This window comes from Salinimicrobium tongyeongense, assembly GCF_026109735.1.
GTDB lineage: Bacteria > Bacteroidota > Bacteroidia > Flavobacteriales > Flavobacteriaceae > Salinimicrobium > Salinimicrobium tongyeongense.
Window position 1 is genome coordinate 2,284,850 of record NZ_CP069620.1, and the last position, 23,063, is coordinate 2,307,912.

A 23,063-nucleotide genomic window follows, 5' to 3' on the forward strand; every position below is an offset into this window, starting at 1 on the left:
TTTATCAGGAAAATGAGTCAAAAAATCAGAATAAAATTAAAATCTTACGATCACAACCTGGTAGACAAATCTGCCGAAAAGATCGTGAAAACCGTAAAAAGTACGGGAGCTGTGGTAACAGGGCCAATTCCGTTGCCAACTCACAAAAAGATCTTTACAGTGTTGCGATCTCCACACGTAAATAAAAAGTCGAGAGAGCAATTTCAATTGAGTTCTTATAAGAGGTTGCTGGATATTTACAGCTCTTCTTCAAAAACGATTGACGCCTTGATGAAGCTTGAATTGCCAAGTGGAGTAGAGGTAGAGATCAAAGTTTGATGGTAGGAGACAAAGCCTGCTTTGTCTCAACAATTAGACGCAACATGTCCCGAGCTGTAGGCGAGGGAAAAACGGTGAAAAATACATTCAGGATTGGAAGTGTTTTTCAATCCTGAATATTTTTAAATAAATAAATATTAATAACTAATAATTAATTATGTCTGGGTTAATAGGAAAAAAGATTGGCATGACCAGCATTTTTGACGAGAATGGAAAAAACATTCCATGTACCGTTATTGAGGCTGGGCCATGTGTGATTACCCAAGTCAGAACCAAAGAGGTTGACGGGTACGAGGCTCTTCAGCTTGGTTTCGATGACAAAAAGACTGCTAATAAGGCTGCCGAAGGGCACGCTAAAAAAGCCGGAACCGCAGCAATGCGCAAAGTCGTTGAATTCAAGGGATTTGAAGGAGAGCACAAATTAGGTGATACTATCACTGTAGAACAATTTGTTGAAGGAGAATTTGTGGACGTTTCCGGTGTTTCTAAAGGAAAGGGTTTTCAAGGGGTTGTAAAGCGTCACGGTTTTGGTGGGGTTGGACAATCTACTCACGGTCAACATAACAGACTAAGAGCTCCCGGTTCTATTGGTGCTGCATCATACCCTGCGAGAGTATTCAAAGGAATGAGAATGGCCGGAAGAATGGGTGGTGAAAAAGTAAAAGTAGAAAACCTGAGAGTTTTGAAAGTTATAGCCGATAAAAACTTGCTTGTTGTGAGTGGAGCTGTTCCTGGACATAAGAACTCTTACGTAATCATTGAGAAGTAATGGAAGTAGCAGTTTTAGATATAAAAGGAAAAGAAACAGGAAGAAAGGCAAACCTTTCTGATGCTGTTTTTGCAGTAGAGCCTAACAACCATGCTGTATATCTTGATGTGAAGCAGTATTTGGCCAACCAACGCCAGGGTACTCATAAGGCAAAAGAGCGTGCGGAAATTGCAGGTTCTACCCGTAAAATCAAGAAACAAAAAGGAACTGGTACTGCTCGTGCAGGAAGTATAAAATCTCCTGTATTTAAAGGTGGAGGTAGAGTTTTTGGTCCAAGACCAAGAAACTATTCTTTTAAATTGAATAAAGGCTTGAAAAGACTGGCGAGAAAATCTGCTTTGTCTATGAAGGCAAATGATAACTCCATTATAGTAGTAGAAGATTTTTCTTTTGATACTCCAAAGACTAAAAACTTTATTGATGTTTTAAAGGCTTTAGGGTTGGAAGGTAAAAAATCTTTGATAGTGTTGGGTGACTCGAATAAAAACGTATATTTGTCGTCACGCAATTTAAAGGCCTCCGAAGTTATAAGTGCTTCAGAATTAAGCACTTATAAAATATTAAACGCAAATAATCTTGTGTTTTTAGAGGGGTCTCTAGAAGGAATTGAGTCGAATTTAAGTAAATAAGCATTATGAGTATCTTAATAAAACCTATTATTACAGAGAAAGCTACATCAGATAGCGAGCTTAACAATAAGTACGCTTTTGTAGTTGATAATAAGGCGAATAAGATTGAAATTAAAGACGCAGTTGAGTCTGCTTATGGTGTTTCAGTTACTAAAGTTCGTACTATTAATGTCCGTCCAGACAGAAAAACCCGTTACACAAAGACGGGTGTTGTCACTGGTAAAACCAGTGCTTATAAGAAAGCATTAGTACAGGTGGCGGAAGGTGAAACTATTGATTTGTATAGTAATCTTTAAGATTAAAGAATGTCAGTTAGAAAATTAAAACCAGTTACCCCTGGTCAGCGTTTTAGAGTAGTGAACGGATTTGACGCGATCACTACTGATAAGCCGGAGAAAAGTTTATTGGCTCCGAACAAAAAATCAGGTGGTAGGAACAGTCAAGGAAAGATGACCATGCGCTATATTGGTGGTGGTCACAAAAGGCGTTACAGGATCATCGATTTTAAAAGAGATAAGCAGGGGATTCCTGCAACTGTTGCTTCTATCGAGTATGATCCAAACAGAACAGCCTTTATCGCCCTATTGAATTATCAGGATGGTGAGAAACGATATATTATTGCTCAAAATGGACTTCAGGTAGGTCAGAACATTGTTTCTGGTGTGCAGGATGTAGCGCCTGAAATTGGTAATGCTATGCCATTATCTATTGTTCCTTTGGGTACAATTATTTCTTGTATTGAGCTTAGGCCGGGTCAGGGAGCTGTAATGGCTCGTAGTGCCGGTGCTTTTGCTCAGTTAATGGCAAGAGAAGGGAAATATGCAACCATTAAATTGCCTTCAGGAGAGATCCGAAGGGTATTGGCTAGCTGTGTTGCAACTATTGGAGCTGTTTCAAACAGTGATCATCAGTTGTTAATTTCAGGTAAAGCTGGTAGGCATAGATGGTTGGGTAGAAGACCTAGAACAAGACCTGTTGTTATGAACCCTGTAGATCACCCAATGGGTGGTGGTGAAGGGCGTGCTTCAGGAGGTCACCCACGTTCTAGAAAGGGATTACCTGCAAAAGGTTACAGAACCCGTTCTAAAACGAAAGCGAGTAATAAATATATTGTAGAACGTAGAAAGAAATAATAAGATATGGCACGTTCATTAAAAAAAGGACCTTACGTTCACTATAAATTGGAGCAAAAAGTTGCTCAGAATACTGAGTCTGGCAAGAAGGCGGTTATAAAGACCTGGTCTAGGGCTTCTATGATCACTCCAGATTTTGTAGGGCAAACTATTGCTGTGCACAACGGGCGTCAATTTGTTCCTGTGTACATTACCGAGAACATGGTAGGTCATAAATTAGGTGAATTTTCACCAACAAGATCTTTTAGGGGTCATGCTGGTGCTAAGAATAAAGGTAAAAGATAATTGAAGCTATGGGAGTTCGTAAAAGAGAAAGAGCAGAGCAAACTAAAGAAGCTAAGAAGCAAATAGCTTTTGCTAAACTAAATAACTGCCCTACTTCGCCAAGGAAAATGCGTCTGGTAGCAGATCTTGTTCGTGGTGAAAAAGTAGAAAGAGCGCTTCAAATTTTGAAATTCAATTCTAAAGATGCGTCTAAGAGTCTTGAGAAATTGCTTTTATCTGCAATTGCCAACTGGCAGTCTAAGAATGAAGATGCAAGCATTGAAGATGCAGAATTGTTTGTAAAAGAGATTCGCGTTGACGGAGGTAGTATGTTGAAGAGACTTCGTCCTGCACCACAGGGTCGCGCACATAGAATTAGAAAACGTTCCAACCATGTTACTTTGGTTCTTGGAGCAAACAATAATACACAAAGCTAGTTAAGAGTATGGGACAGAAAACAAATCCAATCGGGAATCGTCTTGGTATCATTAGAGGATGGGAGTCCAACTGGTACGGAGGAAATGACTACGGCGATAAATTGGCCGAAGACGATAAGATTAGAAAATACATCCATGCTCGTCTTTCAAAAGCGAGTGTATCAAGAGTGATTATTGAGCGTACTCTTAAGCTTGTAACCGTTACTATCACCACAGCCCGTCCTGGTATCATTATTGGTAAAGGCGGCCAGGAGGTAGACAAGCTTAAAGAAGAGCTTAAGAAGATTACCGACAAGGAAGTTCAAATTAACATCTTTGAGATTAAAAGGCCTGAACTTGATGCTCACTTAGTGGCTTCTAGTGTTGCCAGACAAATTGAGAATCGTATCTCATATCGTCGTGCAATTAAAATGGCTATTGCGGCTGCAATGAGGATGAATGCTGAAGGGATCAAAGTTGAGATCTCCGGGCGTTTGAACGGGGCAGAAATGGCTCGTTCAGAATCCTACAAGGATGGAAGAATTCCATTGTCAACATTTAGAGCCGATATTGACTATGCTTTAGTTGAAGCTCATACTACTTATGGTAGATTGGGTGTAAAAGTGTGGATCATGAAAGGTGAGGTATACGGTAAAAGAGAACTTTCTCCACTTGTTGGCATGGCCAAAAAACAAGGAGGAAAAACCGGAACCGGACGAAGCGGTGCACCAAAATCGCGTCGTAGAAAGTAATTTTTTAAAGTAAAGAAAAATGTTACAGCCTAAAAGAACAAAATATCGCAAAATGCAGAAGGGCCGTATGAAGGGTGTGTCTCAAAGAGGGCATAGACTTTCAAACGGAACTTTTGGAATCAAGTCATTAGACTCAAATTTTGTGACTGCACGACAAATAGAAGCTGCGCGTATTGCTGCTACCCGTTATATGAAGAGGGAAGGTTCGCTTTGGATCAAAATATTTCCAGACAAGCCTATTACCAAGAAACCTCTTGAAGTACGTATGGGTAAAGGTAAAGGAGCCGTTGAATATTGGGCTGCAGTTGTGAAACCCGGAAGAATACTTTTTGAAGTAGGAGGTGTGCCTTTTGATGTTGCTAAAGAGGCTCTTCGCCTGGCAGCGCAAAAACTTCCTGTAAAAACTAAGTTCATTGTAGCTAGAGATTATCAAGCTTAATAAGACACGTTATGAAACAATCAGAAGTTAGAGAATTGTCTGTAGCAGAATTACAGGAAGAACTTGGTAAGTCAAGGAAAGCATATTCCGATCTTAAAATGGCTCACGCAGTATCGCCATTAGAGAACCCAATACAGTTAAGAACTGTAAGAAGATCTATAGCGCGTATTGCTACAGAGTTAACTAAAAGAGAACAACAATAAGTGTTATTCTGCTGAAAATGGAAAAAAGAAACTTAAGAAAAGAACGTATAGGTGTTGTTACCAGTAATAAGATGATGAAATCTATTGTGGTTTCTGAAACTAAAAAAGTAAAGCACCCCATGTATGGAAAATTCGTTTTAAAAACGAAAAAATATGTGGCGCACGACGAAACAAACGACTGCAACATTGGAGATACTGTAAGGATCATGGAAACTCGTCCTTTAAGTAAGTCTAAATGCTGGAGATTAGTAGAAATAATTGAAAGAGCGAAGTAATTATGGTACAACAAGAGTCTAGATTAAGAGTTGCAGACAATACCGGAGCTAAAGAAGTTTTAGTTATTCGCGTATTGGGCGGTACAAATAGAAGATACGCTTCTGTTGGGGACAAGGTCGTTGTCAGTGTTAAAGAAGCTACACCTAATGGAAACGTAAAAAAGGGTGCAGTTTCAACAGCAGTTGTTGTTCGTACCAAAAAAGAAGTGCGCAGACCAGACGGATCTTATATCCGTTTTGATGATAACGCATGTGTTCTTCTCAACCCTGCAGGGGAAATGAGGGGTACACGTGTTTTTGGGCCTGTAGCACGTGAACTTCGTGATAAGCAATTCATGAAGATTGTATCATTAGCACCAGAAGTGCTTTAATACATATATAAGATGAAAAAGCTTAAAATAAAAACCGGAGATAATGTTCGTGTAACTGCCGGAGACCACAAAGGTCAGGAAGGTAAAGTACAACAAGTATTTCTGGATAAGAATAAAGCCATTGTGGAAGGTGTGAATATGGTTTCTAAGCATGAGAAGCCAAGTGCATCAAATCCTCAGGGTGGAATTAAAAAGAAGGAAGCACCTATTCATATTTCCAATCTTTCTTTGATAGACAAAAATGGTGAAACTACCAGGGTTGGATATAGAACGGAGAATGATAAGAAAGTAAGGTTTTCCAAAAAATCTAATGAAGTAATTTAGTTATGGCGTACGTACCAAGACTTAAACAAGAGTATAAAGAGAGAGTTATCTCCTCTCTTACAGAAGAATTCAGCTACTCCAACGTAATGGAGGTTCCAAAACTACAGAAGATAGTGGTGAGCCGTGGCGTTGGTGCTGCTGTTGCAGACAAGAAACTTATTGATCATGCGGTAGATGAATTAACAGCTATCACAGGTCAAAAAGCTGTTGCGACCATTTCTAAAAAAGACGTTGCTTCATTTAAATTGCGTAAAGGGATGCCAATTGGTGCTAAAGTTACTTTGCGCGGGGAAAGAATGTATGAATTTTTAGATCGTTTGATCACTTCTGCACTTCCACGTGTACGTGATTTTAACGGTATCAATGCAACTGGTTTCGACGGAAGGGGAAATTATAACCTTGGAGTTACCGAGCAGATCATTTTCCCTGAGATCGATATCGACAAGGTGAATAGGATCAATGGTATGGATATTACATTTGTAACCAGTGCCAATACCGATAAGGAAGCTAAATCATTGTTAACTGAACTGGGACTCCCTTTTAAAAAGAATTAATTATGGCTAAAGAATCAATGAAAGCCCGTGAGGTGAAGAGACAGGAATTGGTAGAAAAGTATGCCGAAAAACGCAAGGCTCTTAAAGAGGCGGGCGATTATGAGGCATTACAGAAATTACCAAAGAACTCCTCTCCTGTGCGTTTACACAACCGTTGTAAGTTAACAGGAAGACCCAGAGGGTATATGAGACAGTTCGGTATTTCTCGAGTAACTTTCAGGGAGATGGCGAACAACGGATTAATTCCCGGAGTTAAAAAGGCTAGTTGGTAAGAATATAAATTGGGAGAAGGTTCTTGCAGTATTGTGTAGAAAACCACTTCCGCAAATTAAAATAGATGAATACAGATCCTATTGCAGATTATTTAACAAGAATTAGAAACGCAGTAGCTGCAAACCACAGAGTGGTTGAGATCCCTGCTTCTAATCTTAAAAAGGAGATCACCAAAATACTTTTTGATCAGGGGTATATCCTTAGTTACAAATTTGATGATTCTACTGCCCAGGGCAGCATCAAAATTGCACTTAAGTATGACAAGGTAACTAAAGAGCCTATTATCAAGAAAATTCAACGCATAAGTAAACCTGGTTTACGTAAGTATGCCGGTGCCAATGAACTTCCTCGTATCCTTAATGGACTTGGAATTGCTATTGTGTCTACTTCTCATGGTGTAATGACCGGGAAGCAGGCTCAGCAGGAAAAAGTTGGTGGTGAGGTATTGTGCTACGTTTACTAATATTTAAAGACGAAAAGAAATGTCCAGAATAGGTAAAAGTCCAATCACAATTCCACAAGGTGTTACAGTAGACATTAAGGACGGAGTTGTTACGGTAAAAGGAAAATTAGGTGAACTAACTCAGGAGTTTTCTGAGATTGATATCACTATTGAAGATGGAGTAATCACATTTGAACGTCCTTCAGAAAAGAAAGATCACAAAGCAAAACACGGTCTTTACCGTGCTTTGATCAATAACATGATCGAAGGTGTTTCTAAGGGTTTCACTCATGAACTTGAATTAGTAGGTGTTGGGTACCGTGCGTCTAACCAGGGTCAAAAATTGGACCTGGCAGTTGGGTACTCTCATAACATTGTCTTAGATTTGGCCCCCGAAGTAAAAGTGGAAACAATTTCAGATAAAGGTAAGAACCCTATTGTGAAATTGACTTCACATGACAAGCAATTAGTTGGCCAGGTAGCTGCAAAGATCAGATCTTTCCGTGCGCCTGAACCTTATAAAGGTAAAGGTATTAAGTTCAAAGGTGAACAGTTACGTAGAAAAGCAGGTAAATCAGCTTAATAACTAAGATTATGGCAGTTTCAAAACAAGATAGAAGAACTAAGATCAAGAAAAGGATCAGAAGAGATATTAGCGGTACTCAGGCTCGTCCAAGACTTTCAGTATTTAGGAGCAATAAAGAAATTTATGCTCAAATAGTGAATGATGTGGATGGAAAAACTTTGGTATCAGCTTCTTCAAGAGATAAAGAAGTTGCATCAGCAACTGTAGAGAATAAAATTGAGCAGGCAGCTCTAGTTGGAAAAGCTATTGCTGAAAAAGCTTTAAAAGCCGGGATTGAGACCATCTCTTTTGATAGAGGAGGTTATTTGTACCACGGAAGAGTAAAATCATTAGCAGAAGGTGCTCGCGAAGGAGGACTAAAATTCTAAAAGTATGTATCAGGATTATAAAAATGTAGAACTTGTAAAACCGGGTGGACTTGAATTAAAAGACCGCTTGGTTGGTGTACAACGTGTTACCAAAGTTACAAAAGGTGGTAGGGCTTTTGGCTTTTCTGCTATTGTGGTTGTAGGTGACGAGAATGGGGTTGTAGGCCAGGGTTTAGGTAAATCTAAAGAAGTAGCCGATGCTATCGCTAAAGCGGTTGAAGACGCTAAGAAAAACCTGGTGCGTATTCCTCTTAATAAAGGAACGCTTCCTCACGAGCAAAAAGGTAAATATGGTGGAGCCAGGGTAATGTTATTGCCTGCAGCACCGGGTACCGGAGTTATTGCTGGTGGTGCTATTCGTGCGGTACTTGAATCTGTTGGGGTTCATGACGTGCTTTCTAAGAACCAGGGGTCTTCAAACCCGCACAACGTGGTGAAAGCTACTTTTGATGCTTTGCTTCAATTAAGAAGTGCTGAGACTGTTGCCCGTCAACGCGGTATTTCTCTTGAAAAAGTTTTTAAAGGATAATAACAAGGAATAATGGGAAAAATAAAAGTTACTCAGGTAAAAAGTGCTATTAAGCGCACTCAAAACCAAAAACGTACTTTGGAAGCACTTGGGCTAAGAAAACTTGGTCAGGTTGTGGAGCACGAGAATACGCCAAACATCCTTGGTATGGTAAATAAAGTAAATCACTTAGTCTCTGTAGAGGAGACCAAATAAGAAACTCACATGGATTTAAGTAACTTAAAACCTGCGAAAGGTTCAGTTCAAAGTAACGCAAAGCGAGTTGGGCGTGGTGAAGGATCAGGGAAAGGCGGTACTGCTACCCGTGGTCACAAAGGTGCCAAATCTCGTTCTGGTTACTCTAGGAAAATAGGATTTGAAGGAGGGCAGATGCCACTTCAAAGACGTGTTCCAAAATTCGGTTTTACCAACATTAACCGTAAAGATTATCTGGGGATCAATCTTGATACACTTCAAACTTTGGTTGACGAAGGAAGAATCACCGATACAGTGGATATGAATGTTCTTATTGAGAACGGATTGGCTGGAAAAAACGAGTTGGTTAAGATATTAGGAAGAGGTGAATTAAAAGCTAAGTTGAAAATATCTGTTCATAAATTTACTGCCTCAGCAAAGCAGGCTATTGAAGCTGCTGGTGGTGAAGCTGTTACTTTATAATAGATAACAATGAAATTCATCAATACATTAAAGAATATCTGGAAAATCGAGGAGCTAAAAAACAGAATTTTAGTGACCCTCGGTTTGTTGCTGGTGTATCGCTTTGGAGCACAGGTGGTGCTTCCTGGAATTGATGCGTCTCAATTAGCGAACCTCGCTACTCAAACTGATGGTGGTCTATTAGGGCTGCTTAACGCCTTTACAGGTGGTGCATTTTCTAATGCTTCTGTATTTGCTTTAGGTATTATGCCCTATATATCGGCATCTATTGTAGTGCAATTGATGGGAATTGCTGTTCCTTATCTTCAAAAACTTCAGAAGGAAGGAGAAAGTGGTCGTAGAAGGATCAACCAGATCACAAGATGGTTAACCATTGCTATTACCCTTGTTCAGGGACCAGGTTATATTTATAACCTTTTTGCCACCTTGCCTTCAGGTGCCTTTTTGCTTGGAAGTACAGTGACCTTTGTTGCTTCTTCGGTAATTATCCTTACTACAGGAACTATTTTTGCAATGTGGCTTGGAGAGAAGATCACAGATAAAGGTATTGGTAACGGTATCTCCCTTCTTATTATGGTGGGTATTATCGCTACATTGCCACAGGCTTTTATCCAGGAATTCGCTTCCAGAGTATTCGAATCCAATGGAGGAATGGTTATGATCCTTATTGAACTTGTAATATGGTTCGTGATTATTCTTGCCAGTGTAATGTTGGTGATGGCTGTTAGACAAATCCCCGTGCAGTATGCAAGAAGAACTGCTACCGGAGGATACGAGAAAAATGTTTTTGGTTCTAGACAATACATTCCATTGAAGCTTAATGCTTCTGGGGTTATGCCAATTATCTTCGCTCAGGCAATTATGTTCATTCCTGCAGCTGTTGCCGGACTTTCACAGTCTGAAACCGCCCAGGGAGTGACAGCCGCATTTAGCGATATCTTTGGCTTTTGGTACAATCTTGTGTTCGCGTTGTTAATTATAATTTTTACGTACTTTTACACCGCGATTACGGTACCTACCAATAAAATGGCAGACGATCTTAAAAGAAGTGGTGGTTTCATACCGGGGATAAGACCTGGAACAGAAACTGCAGAATTTTTAGATCGCATCATGTCGCAAATCACCCTGCCGGGTTCTGTTTTCTTAGCGCTTATCGCAGTGTTCCCTGCAATTATCGTTTCCCTTTTGGGAGTTCAGGCCGGATGGGCATTGTTCTTTGGAGGAACATCATTGTTAATTATGGTAGGAGTTGCAATTGATACCATGCAGCAGGTAAATTCATACTTGTTGAACAGGCACTATGATGGTCTTATGAAAACCGGTAAAAACAGAAAAGCAGTAGCATAATGGCAAAACAATCGGCGATAGAACAAGACGGAACGATCATTGAAGCATTGTCAAATGCAATGTTCCGGGTGGAGTTAGAGAACGGTCATGTTGTGACCGCGCATATTTCAGGTAAAATGCGAATGCATTACATCAAATTATTGCCTGGTGACAAAGTGAAATTAGAAATGAGCCCGTACGATTTATCTAAGGCTCGAATAACTTACAGATACTAATAACTATGAAAGTTAGAGCATCAATTAAAAAAAGAAGTGCCGAGTGCAAGATTGTGCGAAGAAAAGGCAGACTATACGTGATTAACAAAAAGAATCCAAAATTTAAACAAAGACAAGGGTAGTTATGGCTAGAATTGCAGGTGTTGATATACCAAAACAAAAGCGAGGCGTTATAGCATTGACCTATATCTTCGGAATTGGAAAGAGCAGAGCTCAGGAAATTCTCAAAGAGGCCAACGTAGATGAAAGTAAAAAAGTTTCCGATTGGAATGATGACGAAATCGGAAGAATTCGTGAGGCCGTTGGATCTTTTAAAATTGAAGGTGAATTGCGTTCAGAAATCCAGTTGAGCATCAAACGCTTAATGGATATTGGAAGTTATAGAGGAATTCGTCACAGAGCGGGACTTCCGTTAAGAGGACAAAGAACCAAGAATAACTCCAGAACCAGAAAAGGAAGAAGAAAAACAGTTGCCAACAAAAAGAAAGCAACTAAATAATAAGTAGGATGGCAAAAGCAAAAGCAACTCAAAAGAAACGTAAAGTAAATGTTGAGTCTATTGGAGAGGCGCATGTTACTGCTTCTTTTAACAACATTATCATTTCTTTGACTAATAAAAAAGGAGATGTGATTTCCTGGTCGTCTGCCGGTAAAATGGGCTTTAGAGGATCTAAGAAAAACACTCCTTATGCTGCACAATTGGCAGCAGAAGACGCATCAAAAGTAGCTCACGAGGCAGGTCTTCGTAAAGTGAAAGTATTTGTGAAAGGACCGGGTAACGGTAGAGAATCTGCGATTCGTTCCCTTCACAATGCAGGGATTGAAGTAACCGAGATCATTGATGTTACTCCACTTCCACACAACGGATGTCGTCCTCCAAAAAGACGTAGAGTTTAATTAACAAGTATAACAAAAGTAAGCAAAGAGATCTGCGAAGGACAGTGACCTTAATTCCACGATCGCTTGCTTTATAATCAAATTTTCAATGGCAAGATATACTGGTCCAAAGACTAAAATCGCCCGTAAATTCGGGGAAGCTATTTTCGGAGATGACAAATCATTCGAAAAAAGGAATTATCCTCCGGGACAACACGGTAACAACCGTCGTCGCGGTAAAAAATCTGAATATGCTGTCCAGTTAATGGAGAAGCAAAAAGCAAAGTATACCTATGGTATTCTTGAGCGTCAATTCAGGAACATGTTTGAAAAAGCTACCCGCGCCCAGGGAATTACCGGGGAGGTGCTTTTGCAATTATGTGAGTCTCGTTTAGATAACGTGGTTTATAGAATGGGTATTGCCCCATCAAGACGTGCTGCAAGACAATTGGTTTCTCACAGGCATATCACTGTAAATGGAGAGTTAGTAAACATTCCATCTTACCAGTTAAAAGCAGGAGATGTTGTAGGAGTAAGAGAGAAATCCAAATCCTTAACTGCCATCCAGGATTCATTAGCTAATTCCAGCAGTGTTTACGAATGGATCACATTTAATAATCAGACCAAACAGGGAACTTATGTTTCTGTTCCGGGAAGAGTACAAATTCCCGAAAATATAAATGAACAATTCATCGTCGAATTATATTCGAAATAATAATTCACAGAAGTCGTAATATGGCAATATTAAATTTTCAGAAGCCCGATAAAGTTATAATGATTGATTCAACCGATTTCGAAGGGAAATTTGAATTTCGCCCTTTGGAACCAGGTTATGGATTGACTGTTGGTAACGCTCTAAGAAGAGTTCTCTTATCTTCACTTGAAGGGTTCGCTATTACTTCGGTTCGCATCGAAGGAGTAGAGCACGAATTCTCAACTATCCCCGGGGTAGTGGAAGACGTAACCGAAATAATCTTGAATCTTAAACAGATCAGGTTTAAAAGGCAAATTGATGAAATAGACAATGAAGCCGTTACCATTTCTGTATCCGGTCAGGAGCAATTAACTGCAGGACACTTCCAAAAATTCATCTCAGGTTTCCAAATCCTTAACCCGGAGCTGGTGATCTGCAATATGGATAAGAAAGTTAACCTTAACATGGAGGTTACTGTAGAAAAGGGTAGAGGATACGTTCCTGCTGAAGAGAATAAAAAGCCAAACGCACCCATCGGTACCATCTATACAGATTCTATTTACACTCCTGTAAAGAATGTAAAATACAGCATCGAAAACTATAGGGTTGAGCAAAAAACCGATTATGAAAAATTGGTTTTTGAAATCTCTACAGATGGTTCTATTCATCCTAAAGAGGCACTTACCGAAGCTGCCAAAACCTTGATCCACCACTTTATGCTGTTCTCTGATGAGCGCATTACTTTGGAGGCCGATGAGATTGCACAGACTGAAACTTACGATGAAGAGTCACTTCATATGCGTCAGTTACTAAAAACCAAGTTGGTAGATATGGACCTTTCAGTTAGGGCATTGAACTGTCTTAAAGCTGCAGAAGTTGACACCCTTGGAGACCTAGTATCTTACAACAAGAACGATCTTATGAAGTTCAGAAACTTTGGTAAAAAATCGCTTACCGAACTTGAAGAGTTGGTAAACAACAAAGGTTTGAACTTTGGGATGGATCTATCAAAATACAAATTAGATAAAGACTAGTAGCGTATACTGCGCAACGGTCAAAACAATAACAATAACCATCATAATTTGCTCCTCAAAATGGGTCGCAGCAAGATGATGAAACAAAAAACGTCATGAGACACGGAAAAAAGACAAATCACCTCGGAAGACAAACTGCCCATCGTAAGGCGATGCTTGCAAATATGGCTTGTTCTCTAATCGAGCACAAACGTATTAACACTACTGTGGCAAAAGCAAAAGCTTTGAAGCAATTTGTTGAGCCTTTGGTAACCAAGTCTAAAGAAGATACTACCCACAACAGGAGACTGGTATTCAGCAAACTTCGCGATAAGAATGCAATTTCAGAATTGTTCCGTGAAGTAGCTCCTAAAGTAGGTGATCGTCCGGGAGGATACACCAGGATCATTAAACTTGGAAACAGGTTAGGTGATAATGCAGATATGGCACTTATTGAACTTGTAGATTACAACGAAACCTACAACGTCAACAAGCCAGAGAAGAAGAAATCTACCCGTAGAGCTGGTAGAAGTAAAAAATCTTCTGATGCTGCACAGGCAAAACCCGAGGCTTCTGCTGAAGATAAAAAAGACGAAGGAAACAAGGAATAAATATGATTCTTGATTCTTAAATTCTTAAAAAGGATAAGCCGTTAAAGCTTATCCTTTTTTTATACCCAAACCCCAGGGTGCCAAAAAAGTTACTTTGAAACCGAATTTTAAAATCAACAAATCCTCTCAAAAAACAATATTTTTGTAGAGGATAAAGACGAGCAATCATGAAATACCAAACTAGAAAAAAAGCCATTTTACTACTCGAAGACGGTACCATCTTTCACGGCAAAGCAGTGGGGGATAAAGACGGAAAAGCCTTTGGCGAGGTCTGTTTCAATACGGGAATGACCGGGTACCAGGAAATTTTTACCGATCCGTCTTACTTCGGACAAATTATGGTCACCACCAATGCCCATATTGGGAATTACGGTGCTAACGAAGATGAAAAGGAAGCCGAAAAGGCACAAATCTCAGGTTTGGTGTGCAAAAATTTCAGTTATCACCAATCCCGTCCCGCAGCCGATGAAACCCTCAAGCAATTCCTTGACCGAAGTGAGCTTTTTGCCATTTCCGATATCGATACCCGTGCGCTGGTAACTTACATTAGGGAAAATGGCGCCATGAACGCCGTCTTGACCACTCAGTTTGAAGACTTAGACGCCCTGAAACAGGAACTTGCCAATGTGCCCGATATGAATGGTCTCGAACTGGCTTCAAAAGTGTCGACCAAAGAACCTTATTTCTTCGGAAGTGAATCTGCTCGTTTTAAAGTCGCCGTACTCGATGTGGGGGTCAAAAAGAGCATTTTAAAGCACCTTGCCTCGCGAGATGTATACTGCAAGGTCTTTCCTTACGATACCACTTATGCCGAAATGAAGGCTTGGGAACCTCACGGCTACCTGCTTTCCAACGGCCCCGGTGATCCCCAGCCTCTCAAAAATGCCATTCAGGTCGCTAAAGATATTATTGCTGAAGATAAACCGCTTTTCGGGATTTGCCTTGGTCACCAGATCATCGCCCTGGCAAACGGCATTTCTACCTATAAAATGCACCATGGCCACAGGGGGATAAACCATCCAATTCTTAACCTGGAGACCGGGAAAGGGGAAATTACCTCTCAAAATCATGGTTTTTCGGTAAGTAAAGAAGAAACTGAAAGTCATCCCGATGTAGTTATTACCCACACTCACCTCAATGACCAGACCGTGGCGGGAATAAGGATGAAAAATAAGAATTGCTTCTCGGTTCAATACCACCCCGAGGCCAGTCCAGGGCCAAACGATGCTCATTATCTGTTCGATGAGTTTATTCACAACCTGATAGGCGAAGAAATCACAGCTGAATAATTTTCAGTAGATCTATGTATAAAAATTACCCTTTAAAAATGCCATTTTTGAAGGGTAATTTTTTTGTCTCTTTATTTCTGAAGTAGTTTTCAGTCGATAAAAATTTCCTTCGAAAGCAGATCCCGAATAAATTTTGAGCTTTATTCCCCAACTTTTTCCGGAAGCAGGTAAGGATAACTATCTTAGTTTTTTTCGGGTAATTTCCGAAGAAATTCAGGAGTTTTCAATTCCGAAGAATTCCTGGCGGCCATTTGATTTGTTAGGGAGTTATCTACATCGTTCTCGTTAATAAATTTCTCTTAATTCCTTTGAAGTAAAGGCTTTGATTTTTACTATTCTTTTGAAGTATTCGTATCTTGCAGGGGCAAAAAAAGATAATTAATTAAAATTTATTAATATGAGCGTTATAATAAATATACATGCCCGCCAGATTTTTGATTCCCGCGGAAATCCAACTGTTGAAGTTGATGTTGAAACTGAAAACGGTATTGTTGGAAGAGCTGCAGTTCCTTCTGGAGCTTCTACCGGAGAACATGAAGCCGTTGAGCTGCGCGACGGTGGCAGCGATTACATGGGAAAAGGGGTGCTTCAGGCTATAAAAAACGTTAACGAAGTTATTGCTGAAGAGCTGCTTGGATATTCTGTTTTTGATCAAAATGTGATCGATCAGGCCATGATCGAGCTTGACGGCACAAAAAATAAATCAAAGCTTGGTGCAAACGCCATTTTGGGGGTTTCCCTCGCGGTAGCCAAAGCTGCGGCAAACGAGCTTAACATGCCATTGTACCGTTACGTGGGTGGCGTTAGCGCAAATACGCTTCCGGTTCCCATGATGAACATCATTAACGGTGGTTCTCACAGTGATGCACCTATTGCTTTTCAGGAATTTATGGTAATGCCGGTAAAGGCCAAGAATTTTTCAGAAGCTCTAAAAATGGGCACCGAAATTTTCCACAACCTAAAAAAAGTGCTTCACAAAAGAGGTCTTAGCACTGCTGTGGGGGATGAAGGTGGTTTTGCGCCAACTTTAGACGGTACAGAAGATGCTTTAGACACTATTTTACAGTCTATCAAAAATGCCGGTTATAAGCCGGGAGAAGAAGTTATGATCGCACTGGACTGTGCTTCGGCTGAATTCTACGAAAACGGAAAATATGACTACACCAAATTCGAAGGAGAAAGCGGAAAAGTAAGAACAAGTGAAGAGCAGGCAGAGTACCTTGCTGAACTTGCTTCAAAATATCCTATCATTTCCATCGAAGACGGAATGGACGAAAATGACTGGGATGGCTGGAAAGCACTTACAGAAAAAGTAGGTGACAAAGTTCAGCTGGTAGGAGACGACCTGTTCGTGACTAACGTGGAGCGCCTTTCTAAAGGAATTGAAAACAAAATTGCGAATTCTATTCTTATTAAAGTGAACCAGATTGGTACTTTAACCGAAACGATTTCGGCTGTGAACATGGCTCACAATGCAGGTTATACTTCTGTAATGTCGCACCGCTCTGGAGAGACTGAAGACAATACGATAGCCGACCTGGCTGTGGCGCTTAACACGGGTCAGATCAAAACCGGTTCTGCTTCGCGTAGTGATCGTATGGCAAAATACAATCAGCTTCTGCGTATTGAAGAAGAACTTGGAAGTGTAGCTTATTTTCCGCAGGAAAAAGCTTTCAAGGTTAAGAAATAATAGCTGCTAAAGCTGTTTTTATAAGCCTTTCCGGATCTCGGAAAGGCTTTTTCTTTTATAACATGACATTCGTCATGCCTTTTAAATTTTGGTCTTCCTATTTTTAAGAGAGTTCAAAATTAGAGAGATAACTGCTCTTTCCCCTGTTTGTAGTTTCTTTCAGGCTTGTTTTCAGCGTTTAATAGATTGAGGAAAAGCCGCGCTCAGCCATAAATTAAGGTAGAATTTTGTAAATTAGCAATCCTGAAAATAAATCATAAGAAAATCCATAACAAATATGTCAAAAGTAGCTACTTTAAAAATAGATGGAAAGACCTATGACCTGCCAATGGTTGTAGGCACAGAGAAAGAAGTTGCCCTGGATATTACGCAGTTGCGAGGGCAGAGTGGAGCAATAACCTTAGATCCCGGGTACAAGAATACCGGGGCCTGCGAGAGTGCAATTACTTTTCTTGATGGCGAAGAGGGGATCTTAAGGTACCGGGGATATTCCATAGAAGAACTGGCTGAAAAAGCCGATTTTCTAGAAGTAGCTTATCTTTTAATTTTTGGGGAATTACCAACCGAAAGTCAGTTGCAGAAGTTCAATACCGATATTCTCGATCAAAGCATTGTGAATGAGGATATGAAAACTGTGCTTAAAGGTTTTCCTCAATCGGCACACCCAATGGGAGTGCTGGCTTCGCTTACCAGTGCCCTTACCGCTTTCAACCCAAAGTCGGTTAACGTGGAGTCTGAAGAAGATATGTACCGGGCCATTGTGAAGATCCTTGCAAAATTCCCTGTGCTTGCTGCATGGACCCTTCGCAAGAAGAAAGACCAGTTGCTTTACAATAAGGATACCAACATTGGGTATGTTGAGAGCTTCCTGAAAATGATGTTCCAGGATGATAATCCCAAGAAAAACTACAAGCAGAACAAAGTAGTGGTAAACGCACTTGATAAGTTGCTTATCCTTCATGCAGATCACGAGCAAAACTGTTCTACATCAACTGTGAGAATTGTGGGTTCTTCCCATGCCGGGTTATTTGCTTCAATTTCAGCAGGAGTTTCTGCGCTATGGGGGCCACTTCACGGTGGGGCCAACCAGGCGGTGATCGAAATGCTTGAAGAGATCAAAGCCGACGGTGGAGATACTTCAAAATTCATCGCAAAAGCCAAAGATAAAGATGACCCCTTCAGGCTAATGGGCTTTGGTCACAGGGTTTATAAGAACTTTGATCCAAGAGCCAGGATCATCAAAAAAGCAGCCGATGAAGTACTGGGCCAGCTTGGGGTAGAAGATCCAATCTTAGAAATCGCCAAAGGTCTTGAAAAAGCAGCTTTGGAAGATCCGTACTTTGTTGAAAGAAAACTTTATCCAAACGTAGATTTCTATTCGGGTATCATTTATCGTGCTATGGGCATCCCAACCGAAATGTTCACCGTAATGTTTGCAGTTGGTCGTCTTCCGGGATGGATCGCCCAATGGAGGGAAATGAGACTTAGAAAAGAACCAATTGGTCGTCCAAGACAGGTATATATTGGGGAGACTAAACGTTCTTTTAAAGATATCAGTAAAAGATAGTATGCTTAATTAGTTATTGTCTTAAAAACTCCACATTTCGTGGAGTTTTTTTGTTTCAGGAAATGACTATTTAATGCGGAGCTTTAAATTTTCCGCAGGAAAAAACATTTAAAAAATGAGCTGTAATTAAAGGTTTTATGTATTTATGAGGATTATTCCTTTTCTTATATTTGCAGCAAAATTGGGGGTTTATGATGAAACTGAATATAAAAAATGAGACTTCCCGTCTTAGAGCTGTAATCCTTGGAACGGCCGAAAGCCCCGGTCCAACACCTGAGTATGAACATGCCTACGACCCGAAGTCGGCCGAGCATATCAAGGCCGGGACCTACCCCGTTGAGGAAGACATGGTGAAGGAAATGGAAGCCGTGCGGGAGGTACTTGAGAAATACGAGGTAAAGGTTTACAGGCCCAACCTGGTAAAAGACCTGAACCAGATCTTTACCCGCGACATAGCTTTTGTGATCGATGATAAATTCATAAAGGCCAATATATTGCCCGACCGGGAAGAAGAGATTGAAGCCATTCAGTATGTTATCGATCAAATGGATCCCAAAAAGGTCATAGAGCTGCCCGAAGATGTGCACGTGGAAGGTGGCGATGTGATGCTCTATGAAGATTACCTGTTTGTGGGCGCTTACTACGGCGAAGATTATTCCCAGTACATCACTGCGCGAACCAATCTCAAGGGGGTGGAGCACCTCAAAAATATGTTCCCTAATAAAAAGGTGCGGTCTTTTAACCTGAGAAAATCCAATACCGAGGCAAGGGATAATGCGCTGCACCTTGATTGCTGTTTTCAGCCGGTAGGAAGGGGCAAAGCAATATTATATCCCGCCGGATTTTTAAATCAGGATGAATATCAATGGCTGGTAAATTTCTTCGGAAAAGAAAATATTTTTGAAGTTACGCGCCAGGAAATGTATGATATGAACTCCAATGTCTTTTCTATTTCTGAAGACGTGGTGATTTCAGAGAGAAACTTCACCCGACTCAACACCTGGCTTAGGGAAAACGGACTTACCGTTGAAGAAGTGCCTTACGCCGAAATTGCAAAACAGGAAGGATTGTTGCGCTGTTCAACCCTTCCCCTTATAAGAGATTAATTGTACATGAAACAAATTACAGATACTGTACTAATGGTGCGGCCGGTGGCTTTCAGGATGAATGAGCAAACCGCCGTGAATAACTATTTCCAGGAAGGTCTGCACCTGGACAAGGAAGAGATCAATAAAAAAGCCCAGCAAGAATTCGATGCTTTCGTGGAAAAACTCCGGAATGTTGGTGTGAATGTAATCGTGGTAGATGACGATGAAAAACTCGACACGCCCGATTCAATTTTTCCAAACAACTGGGTCACTTTTCACGAAGATGCAACTGCAGCCATCTATCCGCTTTTTGCTGAAAACCGAAGACGCGAACGTCGCGCCGAAGTATTTGACAAGATTGAAGCAGCCGGTTATCTCATCAAGGATGTGATTGACTATACCAGCGCCGAGGAGGAAGAGCTTTTTCTTGAATCTACCGGCGTGCTTATTTTAGACAGGCCCAATGAAAAAGCCTACTGTGCGCTTTCCCCGCGAGCCAGTGAAGAATTATTGATAGAATTCTGCGAAGATTTTGAGCTTACCCCGGTGATCTTTAATGCATACCAGGATGTTGACGGGCGCAGAATGCCCATTTACCACACCAACGTGATGATGTGCCTGGCCGAAAATTTTGCGGTTATTTGCCTTGACAGCATAGACGATGCAAAAGAGCGCAAAAATGTCATAAAACATCTAAAGTCTGACGGCAAGGAGATCATAGAAATTTCTGAAGCCCAGTTGCACCACTATGCAGGTAATATGCTGCAGGTACAGGGTAGCAATGGAAAAAAATACCTGGTAATGAGCGAGGCAGCGAGAAAAAGTCTGCTTCCGGTTCAAATTGCAGCCATTGAGATGCATTGCGAGATCTTAAGCAGTGACCTCACCACCATAGAAACCTGTGGGGGCGGCAGTGCCCGCTGCATGCTGGCCGAAATTTTCCTTCCGAAGAAGTAAGAAAAAAGTAAAATTCAAGCCCTTTCAAAAAGGGCTTTTTTGGTGCCTCATTCCTGGTCTTCAATTCTTGGCAAAGCCTTATCGGCCTTGTAGTGGCGTAGTTTTTTAATGAAGCTGTGTACTTCAGCCTGCCCGGCACCGGCATGGACTTTTATAAAATACTGGTCTTTGTAAAATGAATATTCTTCTGCACGGCCTTTGTAAATTTTCAGCTTATAAAAAGGGATCACGAGCGAATAAGTTTCACCGGCAGCCCTAAAGCTTATCAAAACACCTTTTGGGCGCATCTCAATATTGCAGTGCTTCTGGGCCTGCCCCTCGTTTAGAACGAGCAGGTTGTAAATTTCTATGCTGGCGGCGGTGACGGGAAGTTCGTGAATGCTGGTCTTTTGTAGCTCCTGTCTTTCTTCCAGGTTAAAGGGTTTGCCTACCAGCTCGTTTATTTCCTCTCTTTTATCGCTAAAATCCTGTGAAATATTCAGTAGCATTTTCTTTTTTTCTAAAGGTAAGCATTTGCGCTCAAACCCTTTATACAACCTCAAAATTCTGTTATCTTTGCCACTTCCTGTAGAAGCCTGCAGGTAAAAAAAATGAAAAACATGAATGTTCAGGATGTACTCGCCGCACAGGTAAAGGAAGCGGTTAATAATATATTTGGCGTTGAGCTCGAAACGGTGGAATTTCAACCCACCCGAAAGGATTTTGAAGGGGATATTACCCTTGTCACTTTTCCTATGTTAAGGCAAATCAAGACGAGTCCTGTAAAATTGGGCGAGGCCATTGGGGACTACCTGGTGGCGCACAACAAAGAGATCGAAAAGTTCAATGTGGTTCAGGGGTTTTTGAATATTGTTCTGGCCGATGCTTACTATCTCAATTTCTTCGGAGAGATCAAAGATGACGCTAACTTCGGAAGAACTCCCGTGGGTGAGAAATCTGTTATGGTAGAATATTCTTCGCCAAACACGAATAAACCGCTGCATTTAGGGCACATCAGAAATAACCTTTTAGGATATTCTGTTTCCGAAATCCTGAAGGCTTCAGGAAAAAAGGTGTACAAAACCCAGATCATCAATGACCGCGGAATTCATATCTGCAAATCCATGCTCGCGTGGCAAAGGTTCGGAAATGAAGAAACTCCTGAAACTTCCGGCTTAAAAGGCGATAAGCTGGTGGGGAACTACTACGTAAAGTTCGACAAGGCTTACAAAGAGGAGGTTTCATACCTGCTGGCCCAGGGAAAGACCGAAGAGGAAGCAAAAGCTGAAGCCCCTATTTTAAAGGATGCACAGGAAATGTTGCGTAAATGGGAAGCCGGTGACCCCAAAGTTGTTGAGCTCTGGAAAACCATGAACCAGTGGGTGTACGACGGTTTTGAGGAAACTTACGCAAAACTGGGAGTTGATTTTGACAAGAATTACTACGAAAGCAACACCTACCTGCTCGGGAAAAACGTAGTTGCCGAAGGTCTTGAAAAAGGCATTTTTTACCGCAAGGACGACGGCAGCGTGTGGATAGACCTTACCGATGAAGGCCTCGATGAAAAGATCGTACTGCGAAGTGACGGTACAGCCGTGTACATGACGCAGGATATTGGCACCGCCATTCAGCGGGTCGAGGATTTCCACATCAACGGGATGGTTTATACCGTGGGGAACGAGCAGGATTATCACTTCAAAGTGCTCTTTTTGATCCTGAAAAAGCTGGGTTACGAATGGGCCGAAAATCTTTACCACTTGAGCTACGGAATGGTGGATCTTCCCAGCGGAAAAATGAAAAGCCGCGAAGGCACCGTGGTAGACGCCGATGATCTTATTGATGAAATGACCGCCACCGCTAAAAATATTTCTGAAGAGCTAGGGAAACTGGACGGTTATTCTGAAGCTGAAAAGGAGGAGCTGTATAAGATCATAGGTCTTGGTGCTTTAAAATATTACATCCTGAAGGTAGATCCGCGGAAACGGATTCTTTTCAATCCTGAGGAATCGGTAGATTTCCAGGGGAATACAGGTCCGTTTATTCAGTACACCTACGCCCGAATCCAGTCAATTCTTCGAAAAGCAGAATTTGATTACTCAAATCCTATTTTTGACTACAACCTGAACGATAAGGAGAAAGAACTTATAAAACAGCTTCAGCTTTACCCTGAAACCGTTCAGCTTGCAGCCGAAAATCACAGTCCGGCGCTTATAGCCAATTACACCTACGAGCTGGTAAAGGAATTCAACAGTTTTTACCAGAATGTCACCATTTTAGGCACCGAAGATGAAACTGAGAAGAAGTTCAGGGTGCAGTTGTCAAAAGCTGTGGGCGATGTGATCAAATCTTCATTTGAACTTCTGGGAATTCAGGTGCCGGAGAGAATGTAGATCGAAGGACGAAGTTAGAAATATGAAGGTAGAAGTAGGGAAATG

At 41.1% G+C, this 23,063-nt stretch carries 36 protein-coding genes; 35 read left to right on the top strand and 1 reads right to left on the bottom strand.

Translation table 11 applies throughout. From position 1 onward, the window contains the following. The first annotated feature begins 12 nt into the window (after positions 1–12). The 34 genes from rpsJ to ctlX all read left to right on the top strand — a co-directional run bounded on the left by rpsJ (position 13) and on the right by ctlX (position 20,649). Complete coding sequence (rpsJ, locus tag JRG66_RS10090; RefSeq protein WP_010181931.1) at positions 13–318, top strand: 30S ribosomal protein S10; 306 nt, start codon at positions 13–15, stop codon at positions 316–318. Between the two features lie 157 nt (positions 319–475). Further along, the gene (gene rplC / locus JRG66_RS10095) at positions 476–1,087 is read left to right on the top strand and encodes a 50S ribosomal protein L3 (protein ID WP_265162648.1); all 612 of its coding nucleotides are present in this window, start codon (positions 476–478) and stop codon (positions 1,085–1,087) included. Then, positions 1,087–1,716 carry a 50S ribosomal protein L4 gene (rplD, locus tag JRG66_RS10100; protein WP_265162649.1) on the top strand — a complete coding sequence of 210 codons (630 nt, stop codon included), beginning with the start codon at positions 1,087–1,089 and terminating at the stop codon, positions 1,714–1,716. Before rplC ends, rplD begins: the two co-directional genes overlap by 1 nt. Before the next feature lie 5 nt (positions 1,717–1,721). Then, complete coding sequence (rplW, locus tag JRG66_RS10105) at positions 1,722–2,012, top strand: 50S ribosomal protein L23 (RefSeq protein WP_265162650.1); 291 nt, start codon at positions 1,722–1,724, stop codon at positions 2,010–2,012. 9 nt (positions 2,013–2,021) lie between these two features. After that, positions 2,022–2,849 (top strand): 50S ribosomal protein L2, encoded by an 828-nt coding sequence (rplB, locus tag JRG66_RS10110; RefSeq protein ID WP_265162651.1) that lies wholly within the window; start codon positions 2,022–2,024, stop codon positions 2,847–2,849. A 6-nt stretch (positions 2,850–2,855) separates the two neighbouring features. Next, the gene (gene rpsS, locus JRG66_RS10115) at positions 2,856–3,134 is read left to right on the top strand and encodes a 30S ribosomal protein S19 (RefSeq protein ID WP_029035468.1); all 279 of its coding nucleotides are present in this window, start codon (positions 2,856–2,858) and stop codon (positions 3,132–3,134) included. An 8-nt stretch (positions 3,135–3,142) separates the two neighbouring features. Next, positions 3,143–3,550, top strand: a complete 408-nt coding sequence (gene rplV, locus JRG66_RS10120) for a 50S ribosomal protein L22 (RefSeq protein ID WP_265162652.1) — start codon at positions 3,143–3,145, stop codon at positions 3,548–3,550. An 8-nt stretch (positions 3,551–3,558) separates the two neighbouring features. Beyond that, complete coding sequence (gene rpsC, locus JRG66_RS10125) at positions 3,559–4,281, top strand: 30S ribosomal protein S3 (protein ID WP_265162653.1); 723 nt, start codon at positions 3,559–3,561, stop codon at positions 4,279–4,281. Positions 4,282–4,300: 19 nt separating this feature from the next. After that, complete coding sequence (rplP, locus tag JRG66_RS10130; protein WP_029035471.1) at positions 4,301–4,720, top strand: 50S ribosomal protein L16; 420 nt, start codon at positions 4,301–4,303, stop codon at positions 4,718–4,720. Between the two features lie 11 nt (positions 4,721–4,731). Beyond that, complete coding sequence (gene rpmC / locus JRG66_RS10135) at positions 4,732–4,923, top strand: 50S ribosomal protein L29 (RefSeq protein ID WP_097056535.1); 192 nt, start codon at positions 4,732–4,734, stop codon at positions 4,921–4,923. Between the two features lie 17 nt (positions 4,924–4,940). After that, entirely contained in the window at positions 4,941–5,198 is a 258-nt protein-coding gene (gene rpsQ, locus JRG66_RS10140; RefSeq protein ID WP_093113468.1) for a 30S ribosomal protein S17, read from the top strand. 2 nt (positions 5,199–5,200) lie between these two features. Further along, entirely contained in the window at positions 5,201–5,569 is a 369-nt protein-coding gene (gene rplN, locus JRG66_RS10145; RefSeq protein WP_265162654.1) for a 50S ribosomal protein L14, read from the top strand. Positions 5,570–5,581: 12 nt separating this feature from the next. Beyond that, positions 5,582–5,893 (top strand): 50S ribosomal protein L24, encoded by a 312-nt coding sequence (gene rplX / locus JRG66_RS10150; RefSeq protein ID WP_265162655.1) that lies wholly within the window; start codon positions 5,582–5,584, stop codon positions 5,891–5,893. Between the two features lie 2 nt (positions 5,894–5,895). After that, complete coding sequence (gene rplE / locus JRG66_RS10155) at positions 5,896–6,447, top strand: 50S ribosomal protein L5 (RefSeq protein ID WP_265162656.1); 552 nt, start codon at positions 5,896–5,898, stop codon at positions 6,445–6,447. 2 nt (positions 6,448–6,449) lie between these two features. Continuing rightward, positions 6,450–6,719, top strand: a complete 270-nt coding sequence (gene rpsN / locus JRG66_RS10160; RefSeq protein WP_265162657.1) for a 30S ribosomal protein S14 — start codon at positions 6,450–6,452, stop codon at positions 6,717–6,719. Positions 6,720–6,784: 65 nt separating this feature from the next. After that, entirely contained in the window at positions 6,785–7,183 is a 399-nt protein-coding gene (rpsH, locus tag JRG66_RS10165; RefSeq protein ID WP_265162658.1) for a 30S ribosomal protein S8, read from the top strand. A 19-nt stretch (positions 7,184–7,202) separates the two neighbouring features. Next, on the top strand, positions 7,203–7,745 hold the full coding sequence (gene rplF / locus JRG66_RS10170) for a 50S ribosomal protein L6 (protein ID WP_265162659.1): 543 nt from the start codon (positions 7,203–7,205) through the stop codon (positions 7,743–7,745). An 11-nt stretch (positions 7,746–7,756) separates the two neighbouring features. Continuing rightward, positions 7,757–8,116, top strand: a complete 360-nt coding sequence (gene rplR, locus JRG66_RS10175) for a 50S ribosomal protein L18 (RefSeq protein WP_265162660.1) — start codon at positions 7,757–7,759, stop codon at positions 8,114–8,116. A 4-nt stretch (positions 8,117–8,120) separates the two neighbouring features. Further along, positions 8,121–8,645 carry a 30S ribosomal protein S5 gene (gene rpsE / locus JRG66_RS10180; RefSeq protein WP_265162661.1) on the top strand — a complete coding sequence of 175 codons (525 nt, stop codon included), beginning with the start codon at positions 8,121–8,123 and terminating at the stop codon, positions 8,643–8,645. Between the two features lie 12 nt (positions 8,646–8,657). Further along, complete coding sequence (gene rpmD, locus JRG66_RS10185) at positions 8,658–8,840, top strand: 50S ribosomal protein L30 (protein WP_029037145.1); 183 nt, start codon at positions 8,658–8,660, stop codon at positions 8,838–8,840. 9 nt (positions 8,841–8,849) lie between these two features. Further along, positions 8,850–9,302, top strand: a complete 453-nt coding sequence (rplO, locus tag JRG66_RS10190; RefSeq protein ID WP_265162662.1) for a 50S ribosomal protein L15 — start codon at positions 8,850–8,852, stop codon at positions 9,300–9,302. Between the two features lie 9 nt (positions 9,303–9,311). Continuing rightward, positions 9,312–10,649 (top strand): preprotein translocase subunit SecY, encoded by a 1,338-nt coding sequence (secY, locus tag JRG66_RS10195; protein WP_265162663.1) that lies wholly within the window; start codon positions 9,312–9,314, stop codon positions 10,647–10,649. Then, positions 10,649–10,864 carry a translation initiation factor IF-1 gene (gene infA, locus JRG66_RS10200; RefSeq protein WP_006988529.1) on the top strand — a complete coding sequence of 72 codons (216 nt, stop codon included), beginning with the start codon at positions 10,649–10,651 and terminating at the stop codon, positions 10,862–10,864. Before secY ends, infA begins: the two co-directional genes overlap by 1 nt. 5 nt (positions 10,865–10,869) lie before the next feature. Continuing rightward, positions 10,870–10,986: a type B 50S ribosomal protein L36 gene (gene ykgO / locus JRG66_RS10205; RefSeq protein ID WP_037325435.1), complete on the top strand. Its 117-nt coding sequence runs from the start codon at positions 10,870–10,872 to the stop codon at positions 10,984–10,986. 2 nt (positions 10,987–10,988) lie between these two features. Next, the gene (gene rpsM / locus JRG66_RS10210) at positions 10,989–11,363 is read left to right on the top strand and encodes a 30S ribosomal protein S13 (protein WP_265162664.1); all 375 of its coding nucleotides are present in this window, start codon (positions 10,989–10,991) and stop codon (positions 11,361–11,363) included. An 8-nt stretch (positions 11,364–11,371) separates the two neighbouring features. Further along, entirely contained in the window at positions 11,372–11,761 is a 390-nt protein-coding gene (gene rpsK, locus JRG66_RS10215) for a 30S ribosomal protein S11 (RefSeq protein ID WP_265162665.1), read from the top strand. 88 nt (positions 11,762–11,849) lie between these two features. Continuing rightward, positions 11,850–12,455 (top strand): 30S ribosomal protein S4, encoded by a 606-nt coding sequence (rpsD, locus tag JRG66_RS10220; protein ID WP_265162666.1) that lies wholly within the window; start codon positions 11,850–11,852, stop codon positions 12,453–12,455. A 20-nt stretch (positions 12,456–12,475) separates the two neighbouring features. After that, complete coding sequence (locus tag JRG66_RS10225; RefSeq protein WP_265162667.1) at positions 12,476–13,468, top strand: DNA-directed RNA polymerase subunit alpha; 993 nt, start codon at positions 12,476–12,478, stop codon at positions 13,466–13,468. Positions 13,469–13,563: 95 nt separating this feature from the next. Beyond that, on the top strand, positions 13,564–14,058 hold the full coding sequence (rplQ, locus tag JRG66_RS10230; RefSeq protein WP_265162668.1) for a 50S ribosomal protein L17: 495 nt from the start codon (positions 13,564–13,566) through the stop codon (positions 14,056–14,058). A 167-nt stretch (positions 14,059–14,225) separates the two neighbouring features. Beyond that, a complete protein-coding gene (gene carA, locus JRG66_RS10235) occupies positions 14,226–15,347 on the top strand; it encodes a glutamine-hydrolyzing carbamoyl-phosphate synthase small subunit (RefSeq protein WP_265162669.1) in 1,122 nt (373 codons plus the stop codon). 397 nt (positions 15,348–15,744) lie between these two features. Continuing rightward, positions 15,745–17,037, top strand: coding sequence for a phosphopyruvate hydratase (gene eno, locus JRG66_RS10240; RefSeq protein WP_265162670.1), 1,293 nt, complete (start codon positions 15,745–15,747; stop codon positions 17,035–17,037). 277 nt (positions 17,038–17,314) lie between these two features. Then, positions 17,315–18,604 (top strand): citrate synthase, encoded by a 1,290-nt coding sequence (locus JRG66_RS10245; RefSeq protein ID WP_265162671.1) that lies wholly within the window; start codon positions 17,315–17,317, stop codon positions 18,602–18,604. A 191-nt stretch (positions 18,605–18,795) separates the two neighbouring features. Continuing rightward, a complete protein-coding gene (locus JRG66_RS10250) occupies positions 18,796–19,710 on the top strand; it encodes a dimethylarginine dimethylaminohydrolase family protein (RefSeq protein ID WP_265162672.1) in 915 nt (304 codons plus the stop codon). A gap of 6 nt (positions 19,711–19,716) precedes the next feature. Then, positions 19,717–20,649 carry a citrulline utilization hydrolase CtlX gene (gene ctlX / locus JRG66_RS10255; RefSeq protein ID WP_265162673.1) on the top strand — a complete coding sequence of 311 codons (933 nt, stop codon included), beginning with the start codon at positions 19,717–19,719 and terminating at the stop codon, positions 20,647–20,649. A 47-nt stretch (positions 20,650–20,696) separates the two neighbouring features. Here ctlX and JRG66_RS10260 read toward each other — a convergent pair whose 3' ends face one another. Continuing rightward, on the bottom strand, positions 20,697–21,137 hold the full coding sequence (locus JRG66_RS10260; RefSeq protein ID WP_265162674.1) for a hypothetical protein: 441 nt from the start codon (positions 21,135–21,137) through the stop codon (positions 20,697–20,699). A gap of 111 nt (positions 21,138–21,248) precedes the next feature. Here JRG66_RS10260 and argS point away from each other — a divergent pair, with 111 nt between their 5' ends. Continuing rightward, positions 21,249–23,018, top strand: coding sequence for an arginine--tRNA ligase (gene argS, locus JRG66_RS10265; RefSeq protein ID WP_265165434.1), 1,770 nt, complete (start codon positions 21,249–21,251; stop codon positions 23,016–23,018). Positions 23,019–23,063: the final 45 nt, after the last annotated feature.

Coding starts and splice junctions, on each gene's coding strand:
- rpsJ (WP_010181931.1), top strand. CDS start 13: ATGAGTCAAAAAATCAGAATAAAATTAAAATCTTACGATCACAACCTG.
- rplC (WP_265162648.1), top strand. CDS start 476: ATGTCTGGGTTAATAGGAAAAAAGATTGGCATGACCAGCATTTTTGAC.
- rplD (WP_265162649.1), top strand. CDS start 1,087: ATGGAAGTAGCAGTTTTAGATATAAAAGGAAAAGAAACAGGAAGAAAG.
- rplW (WP_265162650.1), top strand. CDS start 1,722: ATGAGTATCTTAATAAAACCTATTATTACAGAGAAAGCTACATCAGAT.
- rplB (WP_265162651.1), top strand. CDS start 2,022: ATGTCAGTTAGAAAATTAAAACCAGTTACCCCTGGTCAGCGTTTTAGA.
- rpsS (WP_029035468.1), top strand. CDS start 2,856: ATGGCACGTTCATTAAAAAAAGGACCTTACGTTCACTATAAATTGGAG.
- rplV (WP_265162652.1), top strand. CDS start 3,143: ATGGGAGTTCGTAAAAGAGAAAGAGCAGAGCAAACTAAAGAAGCTAAG.
- rpsC (WP_265162653.1), top strand. CDS start 3,559: ATGGGACAGAAAACAAATCCAATCGGGAATCGTCTTGGTATCATTAGA.
- rplP (WP_029035471.1), top strand. CDS start 4,301: ATGTTACAGCCTAAAAGAACAAAATATCGCAAAATGCAGAAGGGCCGT.
- rpmC (WP_097056535.1), top strand. CDS start 4,732: ATGAAACAATCAGAAGTTAGAGAATTGTCTGTAGCAGAATTACAGGAA.
- rpsQ (WP_093113468.1), top strand. CDS start 4,941: ATGGAAAAAAGAAACTTAAGAAAAGAACGTATAGGTGTTGTTACCAGT.
- rplN (WP_265162654.1), top strand. CDS start 5,201: ATGGTACAACAAGAGTCTAGATTAAGAGTTGCAGACAATACCGGAGCT.
- rplX (WP_265162655.1), top strand. CDS start 5,582: ATGAAAAAGCTTAAAATAAAAACCGGAGATAATGTTCGTGTAACTGCC.
- rplE (WP_265162656.1), top strand. CDS start 5,896: ATGGCGTACGTACCAAGACTTAAACAAGAGTATAAAGAGAGAGTTATC.
- rpsN (WP_265162657.1), top strand. CDS start 6,450: ATGGCTAAAGAATCAATGAAAGCCCGTGAGGTGAAGAGACAGGAATTG.
- rpsH (WP_265162658.1), top strand. CDS start 6,785: ATGAATACAGATCCTATTGCAGATTATTTAACAAGAATTAGAAACGCA.
- rplF (WP_265162659.1), top strand. CDS start 7,203: ATGTCCAGAATAGGTAAAAGTCCAATCACAATTCCACAAGGTGTTACA.
- rplR (WP_265162660.1), top strand. CDS start 7,757: ATGGCAGTTTCAAAACAAGATAGAAGAACTAAGATCAAGAAAAGGATC.
- rpsE (WP_265162661.1), top strand. CDS start 8,121: ATGTATCAGGATTATAAAAATGTAGAACTTGTAAAACCGGGTGGACTT.
- rpmD (WP_029037145.1), top strand. CDS start 8,658: ATGGGAAAAATAAAAGTTACTCAGGTAAAAAGTGCTATTAAGCGCACT.
- rplO (WP_265162662.1), top strand. CDS start 8,850: ATGGATTTAAGTAACTTAAAACCTGCGAAAGGTTCAGTTCAAAGTAAC.
- secY (WP_265162663.1), top strand. CDS start 9,312: ATGAAATTCATCAATACATTAAAGAATATCTGGAAAATCGAGGAGCTA.
- infA (WP_006988529.1), top strand. CDS start 10,649: ATGGCAAAACAATCGGCGATAGAACAAGACGGAACGATCATTGAAGCA.
- ykgO (WP_037325435.1), top strand. CDS start 10,870: ATGAAAGTTAGAGCATCAATTAAAAAAAGAAGTGCCGAGTGCAAGATT.
- rpsM (WP_265162664.1), top strand. CDS start 10,989: ATGGCTAGAATTGCAGGTGTTGATATACCAAAACAAAAGCGAGGCGTT.
- rpsK (WP_265162665.1), top strand. CDS start 11,372: ATGGCAAAAGCAAAAGCAACTCAAAAGAAACGTAAAGTAAATGTTGAG.
- rpsD (WP_265162666.1), top strand. CDS start 11,850: ATGGCAAGATATACTGGTCCAAAGACTAAAATCGCCCGTAAATTCGGG.
- JRG66_RS10225 (WP_265162667.1), top strand. CDS start 12,476: ATGGCAATATTAAATTTTCAGAAGCCCGATAAAGTTATAATGATTGAT.
- rplQ (WP_265162668.1), top strand. CDS start 13,564: ATGAGACACGGAAAAAAGACAAATCACCTCGGAAGACAAACTGCCCAT.
- carA (WP_265162669.1), top strand. CDS start 14,226: ATGAAATACCAAACTAGAAAAAAAGCCATTTTACTACTCGAAGACGGT.
- eno (WP_265162670.1), top strand. CDS start 15,745: ATGAGCGTTATAATAAATATACATGCCCGCCAGATTTTTGATTCCCGC.
- JRG66_RS10245 (WP_265162671.1), top strand. CDS start 17,315: ATGTCAAAAGTAGCTACTTTAAAAATAGATGGAAAGACCTATGACCTG.
- JRG66_RS10250 (WP_265162672.1), top strand. CDS start 18,796: ATGATGAAACTGAATATAAAAAATGAGACTTCCCGTCTTAGAGCTGTA.
- ctlX (WP_265162673.1), top strand. CDS start 19,717: ATGAAACAAATTACAGATACTGTACTAATGGTGCGGCCGGTGGCTTTC.
- JRG66_RS10260 (WP_265162674.1), bottom strand. CDS start 21,137: ATGCTACTGAATATTTCACAGGATTTTAGCGATAAAAGAGAGGAAATA.
- argS (WP_265165434.1), top strand. CDS start 21,249: ATGAATGTTCAGGATGTACTCGCCGCACAGGTAAAGGAAGCGGTTAAT.